The sequence below is a fragment of the Bacteroides sp. ET489 genome, from assembly GCF_030518095.1.
Taxonomy (GTDB): Bacteria; Bacteroidota; Bacteroidia; order Bacteroidales; family Bacteroidaceae; genus Bacteroides; species Bacteroides ndongoniae.
Map to the genome: position 1 here is coordinate 42,437 of NZ_JAULLJ010000017.1, position 23,584 is coordinate 66,020.

Consider the following 23,584-nt stretch of genomic DNA (forward strand, 5'->3'; position numbering starts at 1 on the left):
AAACAGTAAGAAGAAATGGCACATAAAAAAGGTGTTGGTAGTTCTAAGAACGGCCGTGAATCAGCAAGTAAGAGATTAGGCGTTAAGATATTCGGTGGCGAAGCTTGCAAGGCAGGTAACATCATCGTTCGTCAGAGAGGTACTGAATTCCATCCGGGAAACAACATCGGTATGGGTAGCGACCACACTCTGTACGCCTTGGTAGACGGAACTGTACAGTTCAAAGTAGGTAGAGAAGACAGACGCTATGTATCTGTAATCCCCGCCGAAAGTGCAGAAGCATAACGCTAACAACAGAAAATAATCAGGAAAAGAGGATAAGCCCTAAAAGCTTATCCTCTTTCTTTTTATACGAAAAACTACACCCTATTTGTTTTTTCCCTATCTTTTGATAAGATAGGATGCGGTTCGGGATAGCCAAACCTGAAAAACTTCGTTTTTCGTTTGTCTCTCCTCTCACCTTTCACTATCTTTGCACTGCAAATTAAGGTTATTATAAAAAACAAATTCAAGATATGCTTACCATTAAACAAATCACAGAAAACACAGACGCGGTGATCCGCGGACTGGAAAAGAAGCACTTCAAGAATGCCAAAGAAGCCATCGAGCAAGTGCTGGCCTACAACAACAAACGTAAAAGTACACAAGCTGTATTAGATAACAACCTCGCTGAAGTCAACTCACTCTCCAAGTCTATCGGCCAACTGATGAAAGAAGGCAAAAAAGAAGAAGCCGAAACAGCCAAAGCACGTGTTGGCGAACTGAAGGAAGTCAACAAAACCCTGCAAGCCGATATGGATCAGGCTGCTCAGGATCTGCAACAGCTGCTCTACACCATTCCCAACGTGCCCTACGACGAAGTGCCCGAAGGCGCTACTGCCGAAGACAACCTCGTTGTGAAAATGGGTGGTATGGAGACTGAACTTCCCAAAGATGCCCTGCCCCACTGGGAACTGGCCAAGAAGTACGACATCATCGACTTCGACCTGGGTGTTAAGATTACCGGTGCCGGCTTCCCCGTCTACAAAGGCAAAGGTGCACGCCTGCAACGCGCCCTCATCAACTTCTTCCTGGACGAAGCACGCAACTCGGGCTATACCGAAATCATGCCGCCCACAGTGGTGAATGCCGCTTCGGGTTACGGCACAGGCCAGCTGCCCGACAAGGAAGGACAGATGTACCACTGCGAAGTAGACGACCTCTACCTCATCCCGACAGCCGAAGTACCCGTAACAAACATCTACCGCGACGTCATCCTCGACGAAAAGCAGCTCCCCATCAAGAACTGCGCCTACACCGAGTGTTTCCGCCGCGAAGCCGGTTCTTACGGTAAGGACGTACGCGGACTGAACCGTCTGCACGAATTCTCGAAAGTGGAACTGGTACGCATCGATACCCCCGAGCACAGCAAGCAAAGCCATCAGGAAATGTTGGATCACGTCGAAGGCCTGCTCCAGAAACTGGAACTGCCTTACCGCATCCTGCGCCTTTGCGGTGGCGACATGAGCTTTACGGCTGCCATCTGCTACGACTTCGAAGTATACAGCGAAGCACAGAAGCGTTGGCTGGAAGTCAGCTCTGTATCTAACTTCGACACCTATCAGGCCAACCGTCTGAAATGCCGTTACCGTACAGCCGAAAAGAAAACCGAACTGTGCCACACGCTGAACGGTTCCGCCCTGGCTCTGCCGCGCATCGTGGCCGCCTTGCTAGAGAACAACCAGACACCCGAAGGTATCCGTATCCCCAAGGCATTGGTTCCCTACTGTGGTTTCGACATGATAGACTAAAAACATTGCAAGGTCTGTCATCCTAATCATACATTATAAAAATAAAGGCTTGTACTGGCTGCTTCCGCTTGCCGCAAAAAGACAATCAAAAAAGAAGGCATCCCCGTACAAGCCTTTATCATATAAAAAATAATACGGATTATCATTTTATTTTCTAACCCCATAAATCTACTTATCATGAGTGCTAAAAACAAAAGTTACGCATTGCCGCTGACATTCGTCGGCATCATGTTCTTTGCCATCGGCTTCGCGCTGGGCATCAACTCGCTGCTTGTTCCCGTTCTGCAAGGTTCGCTGGGCATTTCGAACGCTGCTTCGTACCTGATTATCGCCGCAACGTTCATCCCCTTCCTTGTTTTCGGCTATCCTGCCGGACTGACGATTAAAGCTATCGGCTACAAACGCACCATGTCGCTGTCGTTCATCATCTTTGCCGTGGCCTTCTATCTGTTTATTCTGTCGGCCAATTACAAGAGTTTCAGCCTGTTCCTGCTGGCATCGTTCATCAGCGGAGCGGCCAATGCCTATCTGCAAGCGTCCGTCAACCCCTACATCACCATTCTTGGCCCGTTGGAGAGTGCTGCCAAGCGCATCAGCATCATGGGTATCTGCAACAAGCTGGCCTGGCCCATCCCGTCCATCTTTATCGTGTGGCTGTTGGGCAAAGACGTGCACCTCATCGGTATTGAAGACCTGAACAAACCGTTTGTAATCATCATCTGTGCCTTCATCGTACTGGGCGTTATGGCCTTCTTCGCTCCCCTGCCCGAAGTGAAAGCCGAAGGCGAGGACGAAAACGACAACACTTCCGAAGCTTCCAGCTATGCCGCGGGAAAGACTTCCGTATTCCAGTTCCCGCACCTGCTGCTGGGCTGCCTGGCGCTGTTCCTGTATGTAGGAGTCGAGACAGTCTCGTTGGGCACACTTGTCGACTATGCCAACTCACTCGGCCTGCCGGGTGCCGCCAACTATGCGTGGATTGCGCCTATCGGCATCGTCATCGGTTACATCTGCGGTATCATTTTCATACCTAAATACATCAGCCAGGCTGCTGCCCTGAAGATATGTTCAATTCTGGCCATCGCCGGTTCGCTGCTTGTTGCACTGACGCCGCAGGACATCTCCATCTACTTCATCTCGTTCATGGCACTGGGTTGTTCGCTGATGTGGCCTGCCCTGTGGCCGCTTGCCATGGCCGACCTGGGTAAGTTCACCAAAGCCGGTTCGTCGCTGCTCATCATGGCCATGTTCGGTGGAGCCGTCATTCCTACCCTGTACGGATGGTTGAAGGACGTAACCAGCCCTCAGCAAGCCTACTGGCTCTGCCTGCCCTGTTTCCTCTTTATCCTTTATTATAGCATATCGGGCTATAAGATCCGGACGAAATAAGATTTAAAAATCTGAATTCAGGAGTTAAGAAGTTAAGGAGTTAAGCCGATACCTTGGTGTGCAAAAAAACATTTGGCTTAACTTCTTAACTCCTGAACTCCTTAACTCCTTATCTCCTCCCCCTCTCCCTTTCCCAAACTTTCTTTCCTTTCTTTCTTTGTAATTTACAAATAAGCCGTATCTTTGCAAAACCTATCAATCTGATAGTAATTACGTAATTATACCAACAAAAAATAAGGAAATGAATAAAATCATCAGCAAAGAACAATTTTCGGAGAAAGTGTTCAAGTTCGAAGTGGAAGCGCCGCTCATTGCCCGTTCCCGCAAAGCCGGACACTTTGTCATCGTGCGTGTTGACGCCAAAGGCGAACGCATGCCACTGACCATAGCCGGCGCCGATATACAAAAGGGCACCATCACGCTGGTGGTGCAGGAAGTCGGACTATCGTCCACCAAGCTTTGCCAACTGAACGAAGGCGACTACATCCTCGACGTAGTAGGACCGCTGGGACAAGCCACGCACATCGAAAACTTCGGTACTGTAGTCTGCGCCGGAGGCGGTGTAGGTGTAGCCCCCATGTTGCCCATCATACAGGCACTGAAGGAAGCAGGTAACCGCGTCATCTCCGTACTGGCCGGACGTAGCAAAGGCCTGATTATCCTGGAAGAACAAGTGCGCCGTTCGTCCGATGAGGTTATCATCATGACCGACGACGGCTCGTATGGCAACAAAGGCCTCGTGACCGAAGGCATCGAAAGCGTCATCAAGCGCGAGAAGGTGGACAAATGTTTTGCCATCGGCCCCGCCATCATGATGAAGTTCTGCTGTCTGCTGACTCAAAAATATAATATTCCTACCGACGTTTCGCTGAATACCATCATGGTAGACGGTACGGGCATGTGTGGTGCCTGCCGTATCACCGTGGGTGGAAAGACGAAGTTCGTCTGCGTAGATGGCCCCGAATTCGACGGCCATCAGGTAGACTGGGACGAAATGTTCAAGCGCATGGGCTCGTTCAAGGATGTAGAACGCGAAGAAATGAGCCATCTGGCCGATTCCGTTTGTCATGCTACTGCCCAGGAAGGCGCACAGCCGGATGCATTGGCCTCGCAAGCAAACGCTCCTCAGGCCCAGGCTCCGATGGAAGAACTCCTCGACCGCAAAGCCCCGTGGCGCGAAGCTTTGCGCAAAAGCATGAAGCCGAAGGAACGCACCGCCATTCCCCGCTGTCCGATGAACGAGCTCGACCCCGTTTATCGTGCCACAACCCGCACGGAAGAAGTAAATACCGGCTACACCAAAGAGCAGGCCATGACCGAAGCCAAGCGCTGTCTTGACTGCGCCAACCCGACGTGTATGCAGGGCTGCCCCGTCAGCATCAACATTCCGTCGTTCATCAAGAACGTAGAGCGTGGTGCCTTCCTCGAAGCAGCCCGCGTGCTGAAGCAAACCTCGTCGCTGCCCGCTGTCTGCGGACGCGTATGCCCACAGGAAAAACAATGCGAAAGCCAGTGTATCCACCTGAAGATGAACGAACCGGCCGTAGCCATCGGCAATCTGGAACGCTTCGTGGCCGACTACGAACGCGAAAGCGGTAACATCGTTCTGCCCGAACTGGCTCCGAAGAACGGCATAAAGGTGGCCGTTGTAGGTTCAGGCCCTGCCGGACTGACTTTTGCCGGTGATATGGTGAAGTATGGTTACGACGTAACCGTGTTCGAAGCCTTGCACGAGATTGGCGGTGTGCTGAAATATGGTATCCCCGAGTTCCGTCTGCCCAACAAGATTGTGGACGTTGAAATCAACAACCTCGAAAAGATGGGCGTACACTTCGTGAAGGATTGCATCATCGGTAAGACTGAAAGTGTAGAAGAACTGCAGAAGGAAGGTTACAAAGGCGTATTCATTGCTTCGGGAGCCGGACTGCCCAACTTCATGGGTATACCGGGCGAGAACAGCGTGAACATCATGTCGAGCAACGAATACCTGACACGTGTCAACCTGATGGACGCTTCCAATCCGGAAACCGACACCCCCATCAACCCTGCCAAGCGCGTGATGGTAGTGGGCGGCGGAAACACCGCTATGGACTCGTGCCGTACAGCCAAGCGTCTGGGAGCTGAGAAAGTGTTCATCGTCTACCGCCGTAGCGAGGCCGAAATGCCTGCCCGACTGGAAGAAGTGAAGCATGCCAAGGAGGAAGGCATCGAATTCCTTACGCTGCACAACCCCATCGAATACATTGCCGACGAGAAAGGTGCCGTGAAGCAGGTAGTACTGCAGAAGATGGAACTGGGTGAGCCCGATGCCAGCGGCCGACGCAGTCCCGTAGCCATTCCCGGAGCAACGGTTACACTGGACATCGACATGGCTGTCGTTGCCGTAGGCGTATCGCCCAACCCCATTGTGCCCAAATCGGTAAAGGGTCTGGAACTGGGTCGCAAGAACACCATCGCCGTCAACGAAAACATGCAGTCGTCCATCCCGACAATCTATGCCGGCGGTGACATCGTACGCGGTGGAGCTACCGTTATTCTGGCCATGGGCGACGGCCGACGCGCAGCTGCTGCCATGCACGCCAACCTGCAAGAATAATACCTCTGACAGACATTAGCCTTCGGGCATCAGAAGCACATACCAACAGTCCCTTCTGCCTCTCCGCAGCTTCTCCTTCAGCCGAAAGAGAAACACGGAAAGCAGAAGGGACTTTTCTTTCCCTTCGTCCCGAGCAGCCTCTTCTTCCCTCAAATCCATTCCTCAGGACTTCCGAAACAAAACGCCGGGAGTTTCGAAGCAAAACTCCACGACTTTTGAAGCAAAATCCCACGAGTTTCAAAGTAAAACCCCACGAGTTTCGAAACAAAAGCCCACAGGTTTCGGACACAAACCCCAGCCATCCACACACAAAAAGCCCCGTCGGCAGGAAGACTACTGTACCTTTCCTGCGACGGGGCTTCAGAATATTTTTTGTCAGCCTCGACCGAGGACAGACTTATTTTACAATGCTGTTGGTCTGCGGATCAGGGAAAATGACCGTCGGTTTGAACGTCTTGGCCTCTTCAAAGTCCATCAGCGCATACGACATGATAATGACAATGTCATCAGGTTGCACCTTGCGGGCTGCTGCACCGTTCAGACAAATCTTACCCGAGCCACGTTCGCCCTTGATAATATAGGTTTCGAAACGCTCTCCATTGTTGTTGTCGGCAATGTAAACCTTCTCACCGGCAATCATGTTGGCGGCATCCATCAGGTCTTCGTCAATCGTAATACTTCCCATGTAGTTCAGGTTAGCTTCCGTAACACGTGCACAGTGTATTTTCGATTTCAGCACTTCAATCATCATACGACTATTCCTTTTTATATATTGATATTGAATTTACTCCTTATACTTGATGTTGTCAATCAAACGAACCTCTCCGCAGAACACGGTGATACAGCCTACCGCATACGACGTATCTTCCCAGTTGGCAATCTTCTGCAACGTGTTTCCGTCTACCAGTTCAAAGTATTCCAGACGCAAACCGGGAGCGGCCTCAATGGCATCTTCCACGAACTTTTGTGTTTCGGCTACCGTATGCGACTTGGCGTAATCGCAGCTGGCAAACAACGTTTGCGAAATCTTCAGTGCCTGCTGACGTTCTTCGGCCGAAAGACGTGCGTTACGGCTACTCAAAGCCAAGCCGTCTTCCTCGCGGACAATGGGACAGCCCACAATCTGCAGCGGGAACTTTAACTGACGCACCATCTCGCGAATGATGGCCAACTGCTGGAAGTCCTTTTCACCAAAATAAGCACGGTCGGGCTTTACGACCTCGAACAGCTTGCTCACAATCTGGCAAACACCGTTAAAGTGCCCCGGACGATACTTACCCTCCATCACCGTATCCAGCGGGGCATAGCTGAACTGACGTGTATCGGGTTCGGGATACATCTCTTCCACAGAGGGAGCAAAGGCAAAGGCTGCGCCACACTGCTCCAGCAGACGGCAATCGGCATCCAGCGTACGCGGATACTTTGCCAGGTCGTTCTTGTCGTTAAACTGCGTGGGATTAACAAAAACACTCACTACGGCTGCATCGTTCTCGGCAACACAACGCTTCACCAGCGAAGCATGACCGGCATGCAAGGCACCCATTGTAGGTACCAGTCCTACCGTTTTACCCTGGGCTCTCAGGGCTGCCAAAGCAGCCTGCAAGTCCTTGATAGTATGTACTATTTCCATTTCTATTGGTTATAAAAATAACTTTGTTGTTCGCTAAAACGGTGCAAAATAAACCAATATTTAGCACATAAAGAAGAAATATCGTAAAATTATGCAGGTTTCAGCCACTTTTCCTGTTCAGAGGGGTTAATATCGCCACTGATATACAATTAGTTAACAAAACATAAGGAATAATAGGACTGGTTATTTTGTCCGATTGCCTGTTTTTTTTGTATCTTTGCCAAATAATCGAGAACATTGTTATTATTATGACAAAGGCTAACAAGGTTTTATTTATAACACAAGAAATCACTCCATACGTCTCAGAGACTGAAATGTCTCTCGTAGGCAGACACTTACCGCAAGCCATTCAGGAACGAGGCAGAGAAATACGAACATTCATGCCCAAATGGGGAAATATCAACGAACGCAGAAACCAGCTGCACGAAGTGATACGCCTTTCCGGTATGAATCTGATCATTGATGACACGGACCATCCGCTTATCATCAAGGTAGCATCCATACAGGCTGCACGTATGCAAGTATACTTTATCGATAATGACGATTACTTCCAGAATCGCCTGCAAATCACTGACGAAAACGGAAATGAATACGAGGACAACGATGCTCGTACCATATTCTATGCCCGTGGCGTACTGGAAACCGTCAAAAAACTGCGCTGGTGTCCGGACATCATTCATTGTCACGGATGGATGACCGCTTTGGCTCCTCTTTATATAAAGAAGGCCTACAAGGACGAACCTTCTTTCAGAAATGCCAAAGTAGTATTCTCGTTATACGGCGACGACTTCAAGCAACCTTTCCACCCAGACTATCCCAACAAGCTGTTGCTGAAAGGCATTGCTAAAAAAGATGTGGCACACCTGAAAAGCCCAATAGACTATGCTACGCTCTGCAAGCTGGCTGTCGACTTCTCCGACGGCGTTGTCCAGCAAAGCGAGCACGTCAACGAAGAAGTAATGGAATACGCACGACAGGCCGGAAAACTGGTATTAGACTATCAGTCACCCGACAATTTTGCCGACGCCTGCAACGACTTCTACGACAAAGTATGGGAAACTGAACAACAATAAAAGCAAATCCAAGACACTAAATTTATGAAAGCCAAGTATATAGGAATCCTGTCATTGGCACTGTTAAGCATCTTCGGATGCGACGACAACACCGGAACACTGGGAATGGGAATGCTACCCGACTCAGACGGTTTGTCAGCCCACACTGCTTCATTTGATGTAACAACTTATTCAGTTGAAGCAGAGCAAGTTTTTTCTAAAACAAGCACCGGATATATCGGCCGATTCACGGACCCTGATTTCGGATATTATGAATCCAGCTTCCTAAGCGAGCTGAATTGTACAGACGACTATATATTCCCTGCCGTATACAAAGAAAGTGCAGACGGAACAAGCGGAACCGGTATGATGGCTGGTGACACGGTAGTATCCGTAAGCTTGGTACTATACTACAAAAGTTGGTTTGGCGATTCGCTGAATGCTTGCCGCATGAGTGTTTACGAGCTGAATGACGAATGGCTGAACGACCGCAAGACAGCCGACAATTACCGTTATACCGATTTCGACATTACCAAGTATTACGACCCCAACAAATTGCTTGGCAGAAAAGCATACAGTGCTTACGACGCAACGATTCCCGACTCTGTAAGAAATGCAACAGACTCATATGGTAATCCCATTTATTATCCTTACGTTGCTTTCCGTCTCGACAAAGAACAGTATGGCAACAGGATTCTGAAACTGAACCGGGAATACCAGGAAGGCAAAAACGATTATTTCAAGAATGCCGAAAACTTCATCAACAACATCTTTAAAGGTATATATGCCAAAAGCGATTACGGCGATGGCACAATCCTTTATATCGACCGTGTGGACTTACAGATGCAATTCCGTTTCCACTATGTAGACGAAGAGACCGGACTTGCCCTGAAGAAAAAGTCTGATGATGAAAATGGAAAAGCAGGCGAAGACTCTTTATATTATAGTACTGCTACCGTTTTCGCTTCGACCAAAGAGGTTGTTCAGGCAAATAAGTTCACCAATTCAGACAAATTACAGGAACGCTTGCAGGAAACAGACTGGACATACATCAAATCGCCAGCCGGAATCTTTACTGAAGCTGTTTTGCCCTACGACGAAATTTACAAGGAACTTGCCAACGACACACTGAATGCCGTTAAACTGACCTTTACCAATTATCACCAAAATGATAATTACGAGTTCAGCATGAGTGCGCCCGACAACGTATTGCTGATACGCAAATCCGATTACAAGAAATTCTTCACAGAAAATCAGTTACCGGATAATATTACATCGTACACCGTTGCTCACAACAATATTGCAACCAACCAATACACATTCAGCAATATTGCACGCCTGGTAACATCGTGCATCGGCATCAAAAATACAGCGAAAGCCGAAGCACAAAAGGAAGCTGGAAGCAACTGGAACGAAGCCGAATGGGAAGCCAAGTGGACTGCCGAGAACCCTGATTGGGATAAAGTCTGGTTAATTCCGGTTTCAGCGTCATACGATACCAATAAAACCACTTTAATAGGTATACAGAACGATCTAAAACCCAGCTATGCCAAACTTAAAGGTGGAACGACCGGCGACAAGTTGAAACTGGAAGTAACATACACGACTTTCAAGAAATAAAAGCAAACAAGTTATACAAGAAATAAACGGGTACTTGTCAACTATCTCTTCACAAGTATCCGTTTATTTTTTTATATAATAATAAAGGCTGCCCTTTCGAGCAGCCTTTATTATTGAAATGTACGTTTGTTTATTTGCTTTCCTTTACCTTCTTGGTTGTCTTAGCAGCAGCCTTCTTGGCAGTTGGCTTCTTTTCGGGCGCCAATTTAGCTAATTTAGCCTGTGCCTTTTCCAACTCCTTATTCAGCTTCTCAATCTCATCTCCCTGATTCTTGATAGTAGTCAACAAAGCATTCAGTTCTTCATTGTCTATATCTTCAGGATAAAGAGAATCTACGCGTTTGATGAAGTCACCCAAAATATTCATATAATTGGTAAAAGCATCGTATGGCGACTCATAAATGCCTCGATTCAGCCCCACACCACTGTTTTTAGTTGTCATAAAACGGAAATTGTTACTTGCCTGCAAGTAATCCCAATCCTGCTTTATACGGCGATCATCGCAAAGATGTACACGCTCTGCCACACTATACAGTTTATTAAAGGCTTCACGTTGCATAGCATTACCCAACCAGCAGCTTGTATCTCTTTCCTCATCTACCCAAGACATCGGATAAGGTACGTCAAGCTGAGATACAGACTTCAGCTTGGTGACGATTTCGGTCGGTGTAGAGAAAGTAATGCCTTTTTCCTTTGCATAAGCCGGCAATGCCTTCAAGAATTCCAATATATTGGAAGACAACGGTTGCGACATACCCAATGCACAAAGCTCCATAAAGATGTTGATTACCTGTTCTTCCTGTGGCAGCGAATCAATCCAACCGATATATTTATCTGCAAACAACGGATATTCATTCCACTCTGAATTGGAGAAGCGCAAACTGATGTCATCGGACAACTTATAGTCGCGCAACAGCAACTTCAAGTTAGGATTCATGTTGCAATGATATACATAATGCGGACTCTTCCAACCCAGAATGTATTTAGCACCTTCGGTCAGCATTCCCTTGAATCCCATGCTGGCTACCATAGCACCGATTTCATCATTATAGATCAAACTTGAATTGCGGAATATCTTAGGTTCCTTACCGAACATTTGTTTCATCTTGGCACTCTGGCGCATAACTTCCTCTTTGAAGCAATCTTCGTTGGCCAACGAAGAAAGGCCATGAGAATAAGGCTCTGCCAGGAACTCACAACAGCCAGTTTCATTCAACTGATGCAACAAGTCGATAACAGCCGGAGCATGAATTTCCAATTGTTCCAATGCTACGCCCGAAATAGAAAGTGCAACCTTGAATGTTCCACCGGAATTCTTGGCCATCTCGATAAGCGCATTCAAAGCCGGAATATACGAACGTTCAGCTACTTCATTAATGCTGGTTTCATTGGCGTAATCATCATAATAATAATGATCATTGCCTATATCAAAGAAACGATAACGTTTCAGATGAATAATTTGATGTATTTCAAAATAAAGACAGATTGTTCTCATTTCTAATTATTGTTTTAGTGTTTACCTATAGTTTCTTAACACATCCTCGTAAAGGGCACGGATTCTCAGGCCCACTTTCTCCCAAGTAATTCCATCCACCTCCTTCTTTCCTTCTTCCTGCAAATAATGGAAAAGCGAAGGATAGTTACAAATGGCATAAATAGCGTCAGCCATTGCATGAATATCCCAATAGTCAACCTTGATAACATTATTGAGAATTTCACCGCATCCCGACTGTTTGGATATGATAGAAGGCGTACCACACTGCATCGCTTCCAACGGGGCTATACCAAAAGGCTCGGAAACCGAAGGCATCACAAACACATCGCTATCCTTATACACTTCATATACCTGCTTCCCTTTCATAAAACCCGGGAAATGGAAACGGTCAGCAATACCACGCTCAGCCACTAAATTAATCATCGCATTCAGCATATCGCCCGAACCTGCCATCACAAACCGGATGTTACGGGTACGCCGCAAAACCATAGCTGCCGCCTCAACAAAATATTCCGGTCCTTTCTGCATGGTAATACGCCCTAAGAAAGTCACAACCTTTTCTTTGGTATGTTCCGGACGAGGAATATCCTGATACTCTTGAGAAAGCGGATATACAGCATTGTGCATGGCAAACACCTTACGCGGATCCTGATGATATTCGTTGATGACGGTACGTCGGGTCAATTCAGACACACACATAATGCAATCTGCATAGTCCATACCGTTCTTTTCAATGGAATAAACCGTAGGATTCACCTTACCGCGCGAACGGTCGAAATCAGTAGCGTGTACATGAATACACAATGGTTTTCCACTAACCATCTTGGCATGTACACCGGCCGGATAGGTCAACCAATCGTGAGCATGAATAATGTCGAACTGCTCCTTACGAGCTACTACACCAGCTATAATAGAGAAATTATTAATTTCTTCATGCAGATTTCCCGGATAACCTCCGGCAAACTCCATACAGCCCATATCGTTCACATGCATATACGAAAAGTCTGCATAAATATGATCCCGATATGCATAATAGTCTTCAGGTGTCATCTGCCCATACAAACGTGACTTCAACGTGTCATGATCAAAATCACGCCATACAATAGGCACCTGATTCATTCCAACAATTTTCAGAAACTGTTCTTCCTGTCCGGTAGGTTTAGGCATACAGAAAATCGTTTCCATATCCCCCTGCAGACTCAAGCCTTTCGTTATACCATACGAAGCTACAGCAAGGCCACCATATATTTTGGGAGGAAATTCCCAACCAAACATTAATACTCTCATCCTTTTTCCTCCTCATATAATTTTAATTTCGACAACAATTTCAATATTCTCAGAATTTCGGCCACATTCATTGCAAACGACACAGCGCCACGTCCTGTAAAAGGAGGATTCCCGTCAAACAGTTCCGGCAAAGTTCCGATGCAGTGACAGGTCATTTCGTCTTCCATACCAATCAGGTAACGCTCTACAAATGAGATTCCGCTCATTTTATAGATACGCAAATAAGCCTCCATATAGAAACCCATCAGCCACGGCCACGCACTTCCCTGATGATAAGCATAATCGCGTTGAATCTGTGGACCTACATAATAAGGATTGTATCCACCGCTCTTCGGACTAAGAGTACGCAAGCCTTTGGGAGTAAGCAATTCTTTTGTCACAATATCCAGAACTTGCTTCTTCTGCGAACGGTCCAACGGAGAGTAGTCGAATGCTACAGTAAAGATCATGTTGGGACGGACACTCCAATCCATCATATAACCATCCACATAATCGAAAAGGTATCCGTATTCGTTACGGAATACACTTACAAATGATTTTCCTGCAGTCTCAGCCTGCATGTCCAGTTCATCAGCAAGAGCAGTATTTCCTCCTTCGCGCGACATATCAGCTACAAAACGAAGTGCATTATACCACAGAGCATTAATTTCAACTACATACCCTGTTCTCGGAACTACAGGACGTCCATTGGCTGTAGAGTTCATCCATGTTACCGCCTTTTCAGTTCCGTTAGTATAAAGCAACCCGTTATCATGCAAAAAGAGGTTATCATGTTTTCTTCCACGGATATAAGCCATTATATCTTCTAACAAATTACCGTATTTTTCACGGCATTGCTCGCGCGAAGTAGCTTTAGCATATTGTTGCAGCGTCCACACAGCCCACAGCAGAATGTCCGGATGCTCCATCTCATAAATTTTGTAGGTACGTGGTTCGCCATTCATGAATTCATAAATAGCTTTTGTAGCAGTCCGCATCACATCCTCGAATTCATCAAGTTCACCAATCGCTAATGTAAGGCCTGGCAAAGAAATAAACAAATCGCGCGCACGGCATTTGAACCATGGATAACCGGCCAGAACATAATGTTCATCACCTTGCTTATTATGGAACTGATGTGCTGAATTTACCAAACAATGGTAGAAGCTGTCCCGTGGAGTACGGTCTGCAACTTCTGCTTCAAAAGTCTGCTTCAGCTTGCGAGTCGACACTTCGGATATACCAGCAGAGAAAACAATACTTTCTCCCTTTTTGATATCCACTTCAAAATACCCGGGAACATACAAATCTTCATTAAAATCGTAACCGCGTTCCTGCTCTTTGGCATACTCAATTCCACGATACCAGTCTGGCTGAAAATGGAATTCGTTTTTCTTATTCAACTGCATGAATAATTCAGGATATCCTGGATACATGCAAGTCTTTATTCCATTTTCTACAAGCTGATAATCGCGGCTTGCCTGAGCATTCTCATGGGTATATTCGCGCACACTGCGGAATGCCAGGAAGGGTCGAAAACGAAGAGTAGTTGCCGAGTGGGCATCAACCAAGGTGTAACGGATCAGAATCCGGTTCTCATGATGTACAAAAATCTTTTCTTTACGGAGGATAACGCCTCCTACACGGTAAGTAGTTGCCGGGATATGCTCACAATCAAACTCACGAATGTACTTATGGCCATTCGGACTGTAGTGATTGCCTTGATATTTATGCAAACCCAGGTTAAACTCTGCACCATGCTGAATTACCGTTTCATCCAAAGAAGATAGCAGCACATGATTTTCATCGTCTAAGTTGGGGACAGGAATCACCAACAGTCCATGATATTTGCGTGTGTTACAATCTACAATAGTTGTACAATGATAAGCGCCCGATTTATTTGACCGCAAAATCTCCCTTGGCAAAGATTCTTGCAGGTTAATCATCAGGGTCTTGTCAAATCGTAAATAACTCATAGTTGTGCTATTATTTAAAGGTTAATTATTCAGGCCAAACACCGCTACACAACGTGTAGCTGTGCCAAAAGTACAAATTAATGCCTATAAACAAAATAAAAAGTCCGATTTTTTTCGGTTTTTACCCAAATAATCAGTAGTATTGTAGAAAATAAAGACAAATCTGTGAAATATGAAACCTGATATACGTAGAATGGCGTTAGCCACAGCCGTTCCATTGTTCATCCTATTTATTATGTATATATTAAAAATATTGGAGGTTGGCATGGATTGGGAGTTCACAAAGCTAGGCATATATCCAATGCAGCAAAGAGGCGTGTTCGGCGTTTTCGCACATCCACTGGTGCATAGCAGCTTCAAACATTTGTTTGCCAACACCCTGCCTTTTTTCTTTCTTTCATGGTGCCTGTTCTATTTTTACCGGCAAATTGCGCCCTACATTCTATTTCTCATCTGGATCTGTTGTGGCATATTGACTTTTTGCATTGGGAAACCAGGTTGGCACATCGGTTGCAGCGGTATAATCTACGGACTGGCATTTTTTCTTTTCTTCAGTGGACTGCTACGAAAATACGTACCACTCATTGCCATTTCGCTACTGGTGACATTCCTTTATGGCGGACTGGTATGGAATATGTTTCCACAATTTGCCAAAGCATCTACTTCCTGGGAAGGACATCTTAGCGGCGCCATTGCCGGCACGCTTTGTTCCATCATCTTTATGAAACGTGGTCCTCAACGCCCCGACCCATTTGATGATGAGGAAGAAGATTCCGATACTGAAAATGAAGAAGAATCCAGCGAAGAAAACACTGATCCGTCAGACGAAAGTCTTACCCAAGACAGCAGCGTTCATCCAACAGCATCAACATAAATCTCTCTTTAAAAGCCTGCGATAAGTTGCAAAAGTAGCCACAACAGACCTAAAACTCTGAATGAATAGCACGCTTAAGAAACAATAAAAAAACAAAAAGAGGTACAATCTTTTTACAACACATACCGATTATATCTAACTTTGCCATGAAAATACGAAGAGGAAAACATTATGGATACAATGTTCGATACTTTATTGCAGCTTCCACTCTTTCAAGGTCTGGCCCAAGAAGATTTCACCTGTATATTGGAAAAAGTCCGACTGCATTTTATTAAGCACAAAACTGGAGAAGTTTTCATCAACGCCGGTACCCCATGTGATCAGTTGGTCTTTGTACTAAACGGCGAAATAACCTCTTCCACCATAGTAGAAGGTTCGTACAGTCTCATTGAAGTCATTCAGGCTCCTTGCCTAATTGAGCCCTACTCAATGTTCGGAATGACCACGAATTATATATCGACCTACACTGCGCGCACTGTTGCACATACGGTTAATATCAGCAAAAGCTTTGTAATGAACAACTTGTTCAAATATGATATTTTCCGACTGAACTACATGAACATCCTCAGCAACCGTTATCAAATTCTGCATAAACGCTTATGGAGTCCTGTAGGAGCCAGTCTTGAAATGCGCATCATTGATTTTATACTTAATCATATAGAGCGTCCGTATGGAGAAAAAATCCTTAAAATCAAGATGGAAGAACTGGCACGGATCACAAACGACACTCGAATCAGCGTATCAAAAACATTAAATAGCATGCAGGAAAAAGGACTGGTTGAATTGCACCGAGGAGAGATTTTTATTCCTGATGCAACTTTATTAGCTAACTCGCGTCAATAAAAAGCAAAGCTGAGATAAAAAAAAGAGTTTTTCTTCCCATCCTCATTCCCTTCAAGCTGCATTCACATTTCAATAAAGAAATTATCTGCCAGAAGAACGGGATTAAAAGTGGAAAGAAAAACTCTGGAAAAACGGCTTCCTTATTCCCACTCGATAGTCGAAGGTGGTTTGGAAGAAATATCGTAGGTTACTCGATTTACGCCTTTCACCTTATTTATAATATCATTGGAAACCTTTCCCAAGAACTCATAAGGCAGATGCGCCCAATCGGCAGTCATCGCATCGGTCGAAGTCACGGCACGCAAAGCTACGGCACGTTCATAAGTCCGTTCGTCGCCCATCACACCCACCGATTGAACAGGAAGCAAGATAACGCCTGCCTGCCATACCTGATGATAGAGGCACGTTTCGTTTCCGTCGGCATCTTTCACTTTCCAATCCCACAAGCCACGAATGAAAATATCATCAGCATCCTGCAAGATACGTACTTTCTCACGTGTGATATCGCCCAGAATACGTACTGCCAATCCCGGTCCCGGGAAGGGATGACGTCCTATCAGATGTTCAGGAATACCCAATTCACGACCAACCCGACGTACTTCATCTTTAAACAGCCACTTCAACGGTTCGCAAAGTTGCAAATTCATTTCCTTAGGCAAACCACCCACATTATGGTGACTCTTGATAACCTTACCTGTAATATTCAGACTTTCGATACGGTCAGGATAAATCGTTCCTTGTGCCAACCAACGGGCATCGGTAATCTTATGAGCTTCGGCATTGAACACTTCCACAAAATCGCGACCTATAATCTTACGCTTCTGCTCCGGATCAGTTACTCCTTCCAAATCTTTGAAGAACTTGTCACTGGCATCCACACCAATCACATTCAGGCCAAGGCATTCGTAATCGTGCATCACATTCTGGAACTCGTTCTTACGAAGCAAACCATGATCCACAAAAATACAAGTCAGGTTCTTACCAATGGCACGGTTCAGCAATACCGCCGCTACCGAAGAATCAACTCCGCCGCTTAAGCCCAAGATAACACGATCATTGCCCAGCTGTTCCTTCAATTCGGCTACAGTTGTATCTACAAACGAAGCAGGGCTCCACGTCTGATGGCAACCGCAAGCTTCGACTACGAAATTTCTCAGCATCTGAGTTCCGTCTTCGCTATGGAACACTTCGGGATGGAACTGTACTCCCCACATTTGTTCGCCCTCGGCCTGGTAAGCAGCAATGCGCACCTTGTCTGTCGAAGCAATAACTTTAAAATTGTCAGGAATAGCTGTGATGGTATCGCCATGACTCATCCACACTTGTGAATTATCGCGCACGCCGTGGAAAAGCAGGTTATCTTTTTCGAACGTCTGCAAATGAGCACGTCCATACTCACGGCTACCAGCCGGTTCTACCTTTCCGCCATTCGTATAAGAAATGAACTGTGCACCGTAACAAATACCCAAAATAGGATACTTACCACGAATACCAGTCAGATCCACCTTAAAGGCGTTTTCGTCGTACACAGAAAAGGGACTTCCCGACAGGATTACTCCCTTCACGCTTTCATCGTCGTGCGGAAACTTGTTATAAGGCACAATTTCGCAATAGACGTTCAGTTCGCGTAAGCGGCGGCCGATGAGCTGCGTAGTCTGCGAACCGAAATCAAGAATGATAATCTTCTCTTGCATATAATGTCAATAATGGTTTTATAAATAATTGGCAAATTTAGCAAAAAGCCATCGAATACGTTCTATTTTAGAAGCAAAAATGATAAAAAGGAATCAGACATTCATCGAAAACAGGCTTTCAAGCAAAGCACTATCAGCTGTAAAAGCAGGCTCTTACCGGTTTTTATCGGTTTGCCTGGCTCTGTTCTTTCAATAAGTCGCGGATTTCAGTCAGCAGTATCTCTTCTTTCGAAGGAACAGGAGGTGCCGGTGGAACAGCATCGGCCGCGGCCTTCCGTTTAGCAGTAATACGTGTAATCAACTTAATAAAAAGGAATATGGAGAAAGCGATAATCAAGAAATCAAAGGTCATCTGCAGGAAGTTTCCATAATTCAAAGTCACCGCAGCAATCTCTTTCCCGTCCACCACACAAGCAGGTTTCATAACCCACTTCAAATCGGTAAAGTTTACACCTCCCACCAACAGACCGAAAACTGGCATAATGATATCTGCCACCAACGAAGAGACAATTTTGCCAAATGCCCCACCGATAATCACACCGACAGCCATATCTACCACATTTCCCTTCATGGCAAATGCTTTAAAATCTTGCAAAAATTTACTTTTTCTCATCTTTTGAATTATTTAATAATGATTTTAAGCACGAATATAAAAACATTTTCTTACTTTTGCACCGCAATTCGGAAAGAATTGTCTGGATAAACTCGAAAGTTTATTTTTAAACATTATAAAACCCTTAAAAGTTTAAACAAAATGATTAAAGTAGGTATTAATGGATTCGGACGTATCGGACGTTTCGTATTCCGCGCAGCTCAAAAAAGAAACGATATCCAAATCGTTGGTATTAACGACCTTTGCCCGGTAGATTACTTGGCTTACATGCTGAAGTATGATACAATGCACGGTCAATTTGACGGTACAATCGAAGCTGATGTTGAAAACAGCAAGCTGATTGTAAACGGCAAAGAAATCCGCGTTACAGCTGAAAAGAACCCTGCTGACTTGAAATGGGATGCTGTAGGTGCTGAATACGTAGTAGAATCTACAGGTCTGTTCCTGACTAAAGAAAAAGCTCAAGCTCACATCGAAGCTGGTGCAAAATATGTAGTTATGTCTGCTCCTTCTAAGGATGACACTCCGATGTTCGTATGCGGTGTTAACGAAAAGACTTACGTTAAAGGTACTCAATTCGTATCTAACGCTTCTTGTACTACTAACTGTTTGGCTCCTATCGCTAAGGTTCTGAACGACAAATGGGGTATCACTGATGGTTTGATGACTACAGTTCACTCTACAACTGCTACTCAGAAGACTGTTGACGGTCCTTCTATGAAGGATTGGAGAGGTGGTCGTGCTGCTTCTGGCAACATCATCCCGTCTTCTACTGGTGCTGCTAAGGCTGTAGGTAAAGTTATCCCGACTCTGAACGGCAAACTGACTGGTATGTCAATGCGTGTTCCGACTTTGGATGTATCTGTAGTTGACTTGACTGTAAACTTGGCTAAGCCTGCTACTTACGCTGAAATCTGCGCTGCTATGAAGGAAGCTTCTGAAGGCGAACTGAAGGGTATCCTGGGTTACACTGAAGATGCAGTTGTTTCTTCTGACTTCTTGGGTGACACTCACACTTCTATCTTCGATGCTAAGGCTGGTATCGCTTTGACTGATACTTTCGTTAAGGTTGTATCTTGGTACGACAACGAAATCGGTTACTCTAACAAAGTTCTCGATCTGATCGCTCACATGGCATCTGTAAACTGCTAATTGACAGTAAAAAACATCAATATGTAGGCGACTTCTTCGGAAGTCGCCTATTTTTTTACCCCAAACTCTTCTTCTTTGCCCGACATTCTCCTATAATTACCGAAAAATGAACGCGTAAAAACGGAACAACTAGAGCTTTATAGTGCAACAGTTACTGCACTCACAGTGCAATAGTAAGTGCACTCGCAGTGCAGTAGTTAGTGCACTCGCAGTGCAGTAGGCAGTGCACTCATGCGGCATAAGTTGTCCAGGCAAATTTGCTAACAGAGATATTTATTGGGGCATATTAGCATTTGGACTCCTGAACTGCCACTAAACAATGAAAGAGAAGCAGCAAAGCACATATAGAAGCGTCTAAAATAACAGAAGCCACTCCAACCATTCGCATAAACAGTTAGAAATTATTAAAGTATAGGCGTCTTCGAACTGAATCGCCTATTTTTTTTGCACTTTTGCGTATTGTTTCAAAAAGGTTCCTTGACAAGGGACCTGATGAAAAAGCACCAACAACGGTTGTTTTACGATAGCTTTTACAAAGATGATACAAACTCAGAATCCTTTTTTTGAAAATAACCATACCCCTCATGGTACCGTTCCCTTCGACCGCATTGCCGTAGAGCACTATGCCCCTGCCATACGCGAAGGAATACGTCGTCAAAATGAAGAAATAGATGCCATTGTCTGTAATCCCGCTCCCGCCGACTTTCAAAACACAATATTGGCGTTAGAACTGTCGGGAGAATTGCTGCGACGTGCCGAAACAGTATTCGACAATCTGCTCAGTGCCGAGACCAACGATGCCATGCAGGAACTGGCCAAGGAGCTGATGCCCCTGCTTAGCGAGCATGCCAACAACATCACACTGAACGAACGCCTTTTCGAACGTGTCAAGACGGCTTACGAACATCGCTACGACGAAGCACTGACGGCCGAACAACGGAAACTGACCGAGGATACGTACGAAGGATTTGAACGCAGCGGAGCCAACCTGCAAGGAGCCGACAAGGAGAAGTATCGCGAGCTGTCGCGCCAACTGAGTCTGCTAACCTTGCAATTCAGCGAAAACAACCTGAAGGAAACCAACGACTATCAACTGGTACTGACAGACGAGAGCCAACTGAAAGGCTTGCCCCAAAGCGCCATCGAAGCAGCCCGGGAAACAGCCAAAGAGAAAGGACAGGAAGGATGGATCTTCACCTTGCAAGCCCCCAGTTATGTTCCTTTCCTGACTTACGCCGACAACCGCGAACTACGGAGAGAGCTCTACATGGCCTACAATACGAAATGTACGCACCCTAATGACTACAACAACCTGGACATCGTCAAGCAACTGGTCAATACGCGTCTGGAAATAGCCCGACTACTGGGATACAAGGACTATGCCTCCTACAAACTGGAACGACGCATGGCCCAAAACAGCGCAAACGTCTATCACCTGCTTAGCCAACTGCTTGAGGCCTACAAGCCAACGGCTCTGAAGGAATATGCCGAGGTGCAGTCGCTGGCCCGTGAAGAACAAGGTGAAGATTTCGTCCTGATGCCGTGGGACTGGAGTTATTATTCGCAAAAGCTGAAAGACCGTACCTTCAACATCAACGACGAAATGCTTCGTCCCTACTTCGAATTGGAGAACGTGAAGAAAGGTGTATTCGGCCTGGCTACCCGCCTCTATGGCATCACCTTCCAGAAGAATCCGGAGATCCCCGTTTACCACAAGGACGTAGATGCTTACGAAGTATTCGACCACGACGGAAGTTTTCTGGCTATACTCTACACCGACTTCCATCCCCGTGCCGGAAAGCGTTCGGGAGCCTGGATGACCAGCTACAAAGGACAATGGATAGACGAACAGACAGGCGAGAACAGCCGTCCGCACGTATCACTGGTGATGAACTTCACCAAACCCACACAGGACAAGCCCGCCCTGCTGACCTTCAGCGAAGTCGAAACATTTCTGCACGAATTCGGCCACAGTCTGCACGGCATGTTTGCCAATTCTACATACGAAAGTCTGAGCGGAACAAATGTCTATTGGGATTTCGTAGAACTCCCATCCCAGTTCATGGAAAACTTTGCTACCGAAAAAGAGTTCCTGCATACCTTTGCCCGCCACTACCAGACAGGCGAACTGATTCCCGACGAACTGGTACAACGTCTGATAGATGCACGCAACTTCAATGTAGCTTATGCCTGTCTGCGTCAGGTAAGCTTCGGTTTGCTCGACATGGCCTGGTACACCCGTACCACACCTTTCGACGGTGATGTCCGCACCTACGAAAAACAGGCATGGGCCGAAGCTCAGATTCTGCCACAAGTCGAAGAAACCTGCATGAGTACCCAGTTCTCGCACATCTTTGCAGGCGGATATGCCGCTGGTTACTACAGCTACAAGTGGGCTGAGGTACTGGACGCCGATGCCTTCTCGCTTTTCAGGCAAAAAGGTATTTTCAGCCCCGAAGTAGCCGCATCTTTCCGCGAAAACATTCTCTCGAAAGGTGGAACCGAACACCCTATGACCCTTTACAAGCGTTTCCGCGGACAAGAACCAACGATTGAGGCATTATTAATAAGAAACGGAATAAAAAAAGAATGCTAATGAAAAGAAAATCATTGTATATTTGTCACTTGTTGCTAATGCTGGCACTGATTCCCGTCTTCAGCGGTTGCAATACCGAAGACGATCTTATCCGAATCTTTACCGGAAAGACATGGAAGATGAGTCGGATTACCATAGAAGGAAAAGAAAATGAACAGTTCGGAGCCATCGTATGGGACTCGGAAGCTGCCTACAACCAAAGCATCGAACTTCTGAAGGCTGAAAACAACTTCACCGTCGTCTTCGAGGGAATTGAAGTGAACGGAGAACTGAGCGGAAACAATGTTACTGTCAATGGAGTCAAAGTAAAAAATGCCACAGGTACCTGGACGGCTGACGGCAAAAACGGTAACATCAGTCTGAACCTGAAAATTTCAGCTTCCGAGACCGATCCGCTTGCCAAAGAATTCATCAAAGGCATGCAAAACGTATTCAAATACGAGGGCGACGAGAACCAAATCACCCTTTATTATAAAGAAGGCCAGACAACCTGTCTGATAGGATTTGCTAAACAATAAGAACGATATGGACAACTCAGAAAACGAAAAACAGATAGCTTTGGACAGACGCTACATACGCATGGCAAGCATTTGGGCCGAAAACTCCTATTGCAAGCGTCGCCAAGTAGGTGCGCTCATCGTCAAGGACAAGATGATCATTTCGGATGGTTACAACGGCACTCCTTCCGGCTTCGAGAACGTATGCGAAGACGAGAACAATATTACCAAGCCTTATGTGCTTCATGCCGAAGCCAATGCCATCACCAAAATAGCCCGCTCCAACAACAGTAGCGACGGAGCTACCATGTACGTCACCGCCTCGCCCTGCATCGAATGTTCCAAGCTGATCATCCAGGCCGGCATCAAGCGGGTGGTGTACTCCGAGAAATACCGCCTTGAGGACGGGCTCGATCTGCTCAAACGGGCAGGCATCGAAGTTGTCTACATCCCCATTGAAAATGAACAGAGCTAACTATTTATATTAACCACTAATCATTT

The 23,584-nt window shown here is 46.1% G+C and carries 19 protein-coding genes; 12 read left to right on the plus strand and 7 right to left on the minus strand.

What is annotated here, in order from left to right; genetic code table 11:
- Positions 1-15 precede the first annotated feature (15 nt).
- From rpmA to Q3C19_RS10865, 4 genes are all read left to right on the plus strand, one after another.
- The gene (gene rpmA, locus Q3C19_RS10850) at positions 16-285 is read left to right on the plus strand and encodes a 50S ribosomal protein L27 (protein ID WP_021847156.1); all 270 of its coding nucleotides are present in this window, start codon (positions 16-18) and stop codon (positions 283-285) included.
- A gap of 230 nt (positions 286-515) precedes the next feature.
- Positions 516-1,790: a serine--tRNA ligase gene (serS, locus tag Q3C19_RS10855; RefSeq protein ID WP_302729251.1), complete on the plus strand. Its 1,275-nt coding sequence runs from the start codon at positions 516-518 to the stop codon at positions 1,788-1,790.
- Positions 1,791-1,967: 177 nt separating this feature from the next.
- Positions 1,968-3,179, plus strand: a complete 1,212-nt coding sequence (gluP, locus tag Q3C19_RS10860) for a glucose/galactose MFS transporter (RefSeq protein WP_071150092.1) — start codon at positions 1,968-1,970, stop codon at positions 3,177-3,179.
- 241 nt (positions 3,180-3,420) lie between these two features.
- On the plus strand, positions 3,421-5,775 hold the full coding sequence (locus Q3C19_RS10865) for a bifunctional dihydroorotate dehydrogenase B NAD binding subunit/NADPH-dependent glutamate synthase (RefSeq protein ID WP_302729254.1): 2,355 nt from the start codon (positions 3,421-3,423) through the stop codon (positions 5,773-5,775).
- A gap of 397 nt (positions 5,776-6,172) precedes the next feature.
- Here Q3C19_RS10865 and panD read toward each other — a convergent pair whose 3' ends face one another.
- Together panD and panC are read right to left on the minus strand one after the other, a co-directional pair.
- Positions 6,173-6,526 (minus strand): aspartate 1-decarboxylase, encoded by a 354-nt coding sequence (gene panD, locus Q3C19_RS10870; protein ID WP_022162630.1) that lies wholly within the window; start codon positions 6,524-6,526, stop codon positions 6,173-6,175.
- 33 nt (positions 6,527-6,559) lie between these two features.
- Positions 6,560-7,405, minus strand: coding sequence for a pantoate--beta-alanine ligase (panC, locus tag Q3C19_RS10875; protein WP_302729257.1), 846 nt, complete (start codon positions 7,403-7,405; stop codon positions 6,560-6,562).
- 248 nt (positions 7,406-7,653) lie between these two features.
- Here panC and Q3C19_RS10880 point away from each other — a divergent pair, with 248 nt between their 5' ends.
- Together Q3C19_RS10880 and Q3C19_RS10885 are read left to right on the plus strand one after the other, a co-directional pair.
- The gene (locus Q3C19_RS10880; RefSeq protein WP_302729259.1) at positions 7,654-8,478 is read left to right on the plus strand and encodes a glycogen/starch synthase; all 825 of its coding nucleotides are present in this window, start codon (positions 7,654-7,656) and stop codon (positions 8,476-8,478) included.
- 24 nt (positions 8,479-8,502) lie between these two features.
- Complete coding sequence (locus Q3C19_RS10885; RefSeq protein WP_071150096.1) at positions 8,503-10,077, plus strand: DUF4270 domain-containing protein; 1,575 nt, start codon at positions 8,503-8,505, stop codon at positions 10,075-10,077.
- Positions 10,078-10,207: 130 nt separating this feature from the next.
- Here Q3C19_RS10885 and Q3C19_RS10890 read toward each other — a convergent pair whose 3' ends face one another.
- The 3 genes from Q3C19_RS10890 to Q3C19_RS10900 are packed head-to-tail and all read right to left on the minus strand — an operon-like array spanning position 10,208 to position 14,814.
- Positions 10,208-11,572 carry a glycoside hydrolase family 57 protein gene (locus Q3C19_RS10890; RefSeq protein WP_302729262.1) on the minus strand — a complete coding sequence of 455 codons (1,365 nt, stop codon included), beginning with the start codon at positions 11,570-11,572 and terminating at the stop codon, positions 10,208-10,210.
- A 21-nt stretch (positions 11,573-11,593) separates the two neighbouring features.
- Positions 11,594-12,859 (minus strand): glycosyltransferase family 4 protein, encoded by a 1,266-nt coding sequence (locus Q3C19_RS10895; protein WP_071150099.1) that lies wholly within the window; start codon positions 12,857-12,859, stop codon positions 11,594-11,596.
- Positions 12,856-14,814, minus strand: a complete 1,959-nt coding sequence (locus Q3C19_RS10900; RefSeq protein ID WP_071150100.1) for a glycogen debranching enzyme N-terminal domain-containing protein — start codon at positions 14,812-14,814, stop codon at positions 12,856-12,858. Before Q3C19_RS10900 ends, Q3C19_RS10895 begins: the two co-directional genes overlap by 4 nt.
- Before the next feature lie 172 nt (positions 14,815-14,986).
- Here Q3C19_RS10900 and Q3C19_RS10905 point away from each other — a divergent pair, with 172 nt between their 5' ends.
- Both Q3C19_RS10905 and Q3C19_RS10910 read left to right on the plus strand, forming a co-directional pair.
- Entirely contained in the window at positions 14,987-15,688 is a 702-nt protein-coding gene (locus Q3C19_RS10905) for a rhomboid family intramembrane serine protease (RefSeq protein WP_302729265.1), read from the plus strand.
- 171 nt (positions 15,689-15,859) lie between these two features.
- Positions 15,860-16,531, plus strand: coding sequence for a Crp/Fnr family transcriptional regulator (locus Q3C19_RS10910; RefSeq protein WP_302729267.1), 672 nt, complete (start codon positions 15,860-15,862; stop codon positions 16,529-16,531).
- Between the two features lie 140 nt (positions 16,532-16,671).
- On the opposite strand, the gene guaA is transcribed toward Q3C19_RS10910, so the two are convergent.
- A complete protein-coding gene (gene guaA / locus Q3C19_RS10915) occupies positions 16,672-18,225 on the minus strand; it encodes a glutamine-hydrolyzing GMP synthase (RefSeq protein WP_277121077.1) in 1,554 nt (517 codons plus the stop codon).
- 163 nt (positions 18,226-18,388) lie between these two features.
- Positions 18,389-18,838, minus strand: coding sequence for a large-conductance mechanosensitive channel protein MscL (mscL, locus tag Q3C19_RS10920; RefSeq protein WP_022162641.1), 450 nt, complete (start codon positions 18,836-18,838; stop codon positions 18,389-18,391).
- Between the two features lie 141 nt (positions 18,839-18,979).
- On the opposite strand from mscL, the gene gap reads away from it, so the two are divergent.
- From gap to Q3C19_RS10940, 4 genes are all read left to right on the plus strand, one after another.
- Entirely contained in the window at positions 18,980-19,990 is a 1,011-nt protein-coding gene (gene gap / locus Q3C19_RS10925) for a type I glyceraldehyde-3-phosphate dehydrogenase (RefSeq protein ID WP_022162642.1), read from the plus strand.
- Between the two features lie 538 nt (positions 19,991-20,528).
- Entirely contained in the window at positions 20,529-22,586 is a 2,058-nt protein-coding gene (locus tag Q3C19_RS10930) for a M3 family metallopeptidase (RefSeq protein WP_302729270.1), read from the plus strand.
- Positions 22,586-23,104: a DUF4847 family protein gene (locus tag Q3C19_RS10935; RefSeq protein ID WP_071150110.1), complete on the plus strand. Its 519-nt coding sequence runs from the start codon at positions 22,586-22,588 to the stop codon at positions 23,102-23,104. The genes Q3C19_RS10930 and Q3C19_RS10935 overlap by 1 nt, the downstream gene beginning before the upstream one ends.
- Positions 23,105-23,111: 7 nt before the next feature.
- Positions 23,112-23,558: a dCMP deaminase family protein gene (locus tag Q3C19_RS10940; RefSeq protein ID WP_022161651.1), complete on the plus strand. Its 447-nt coding sequence runs from the start codon at positions 23,112-23,114 to the stop codon at positions 23,556-23,558.
- Positions 23,559-23,584 lie beyond the last annotated feature (26 nt).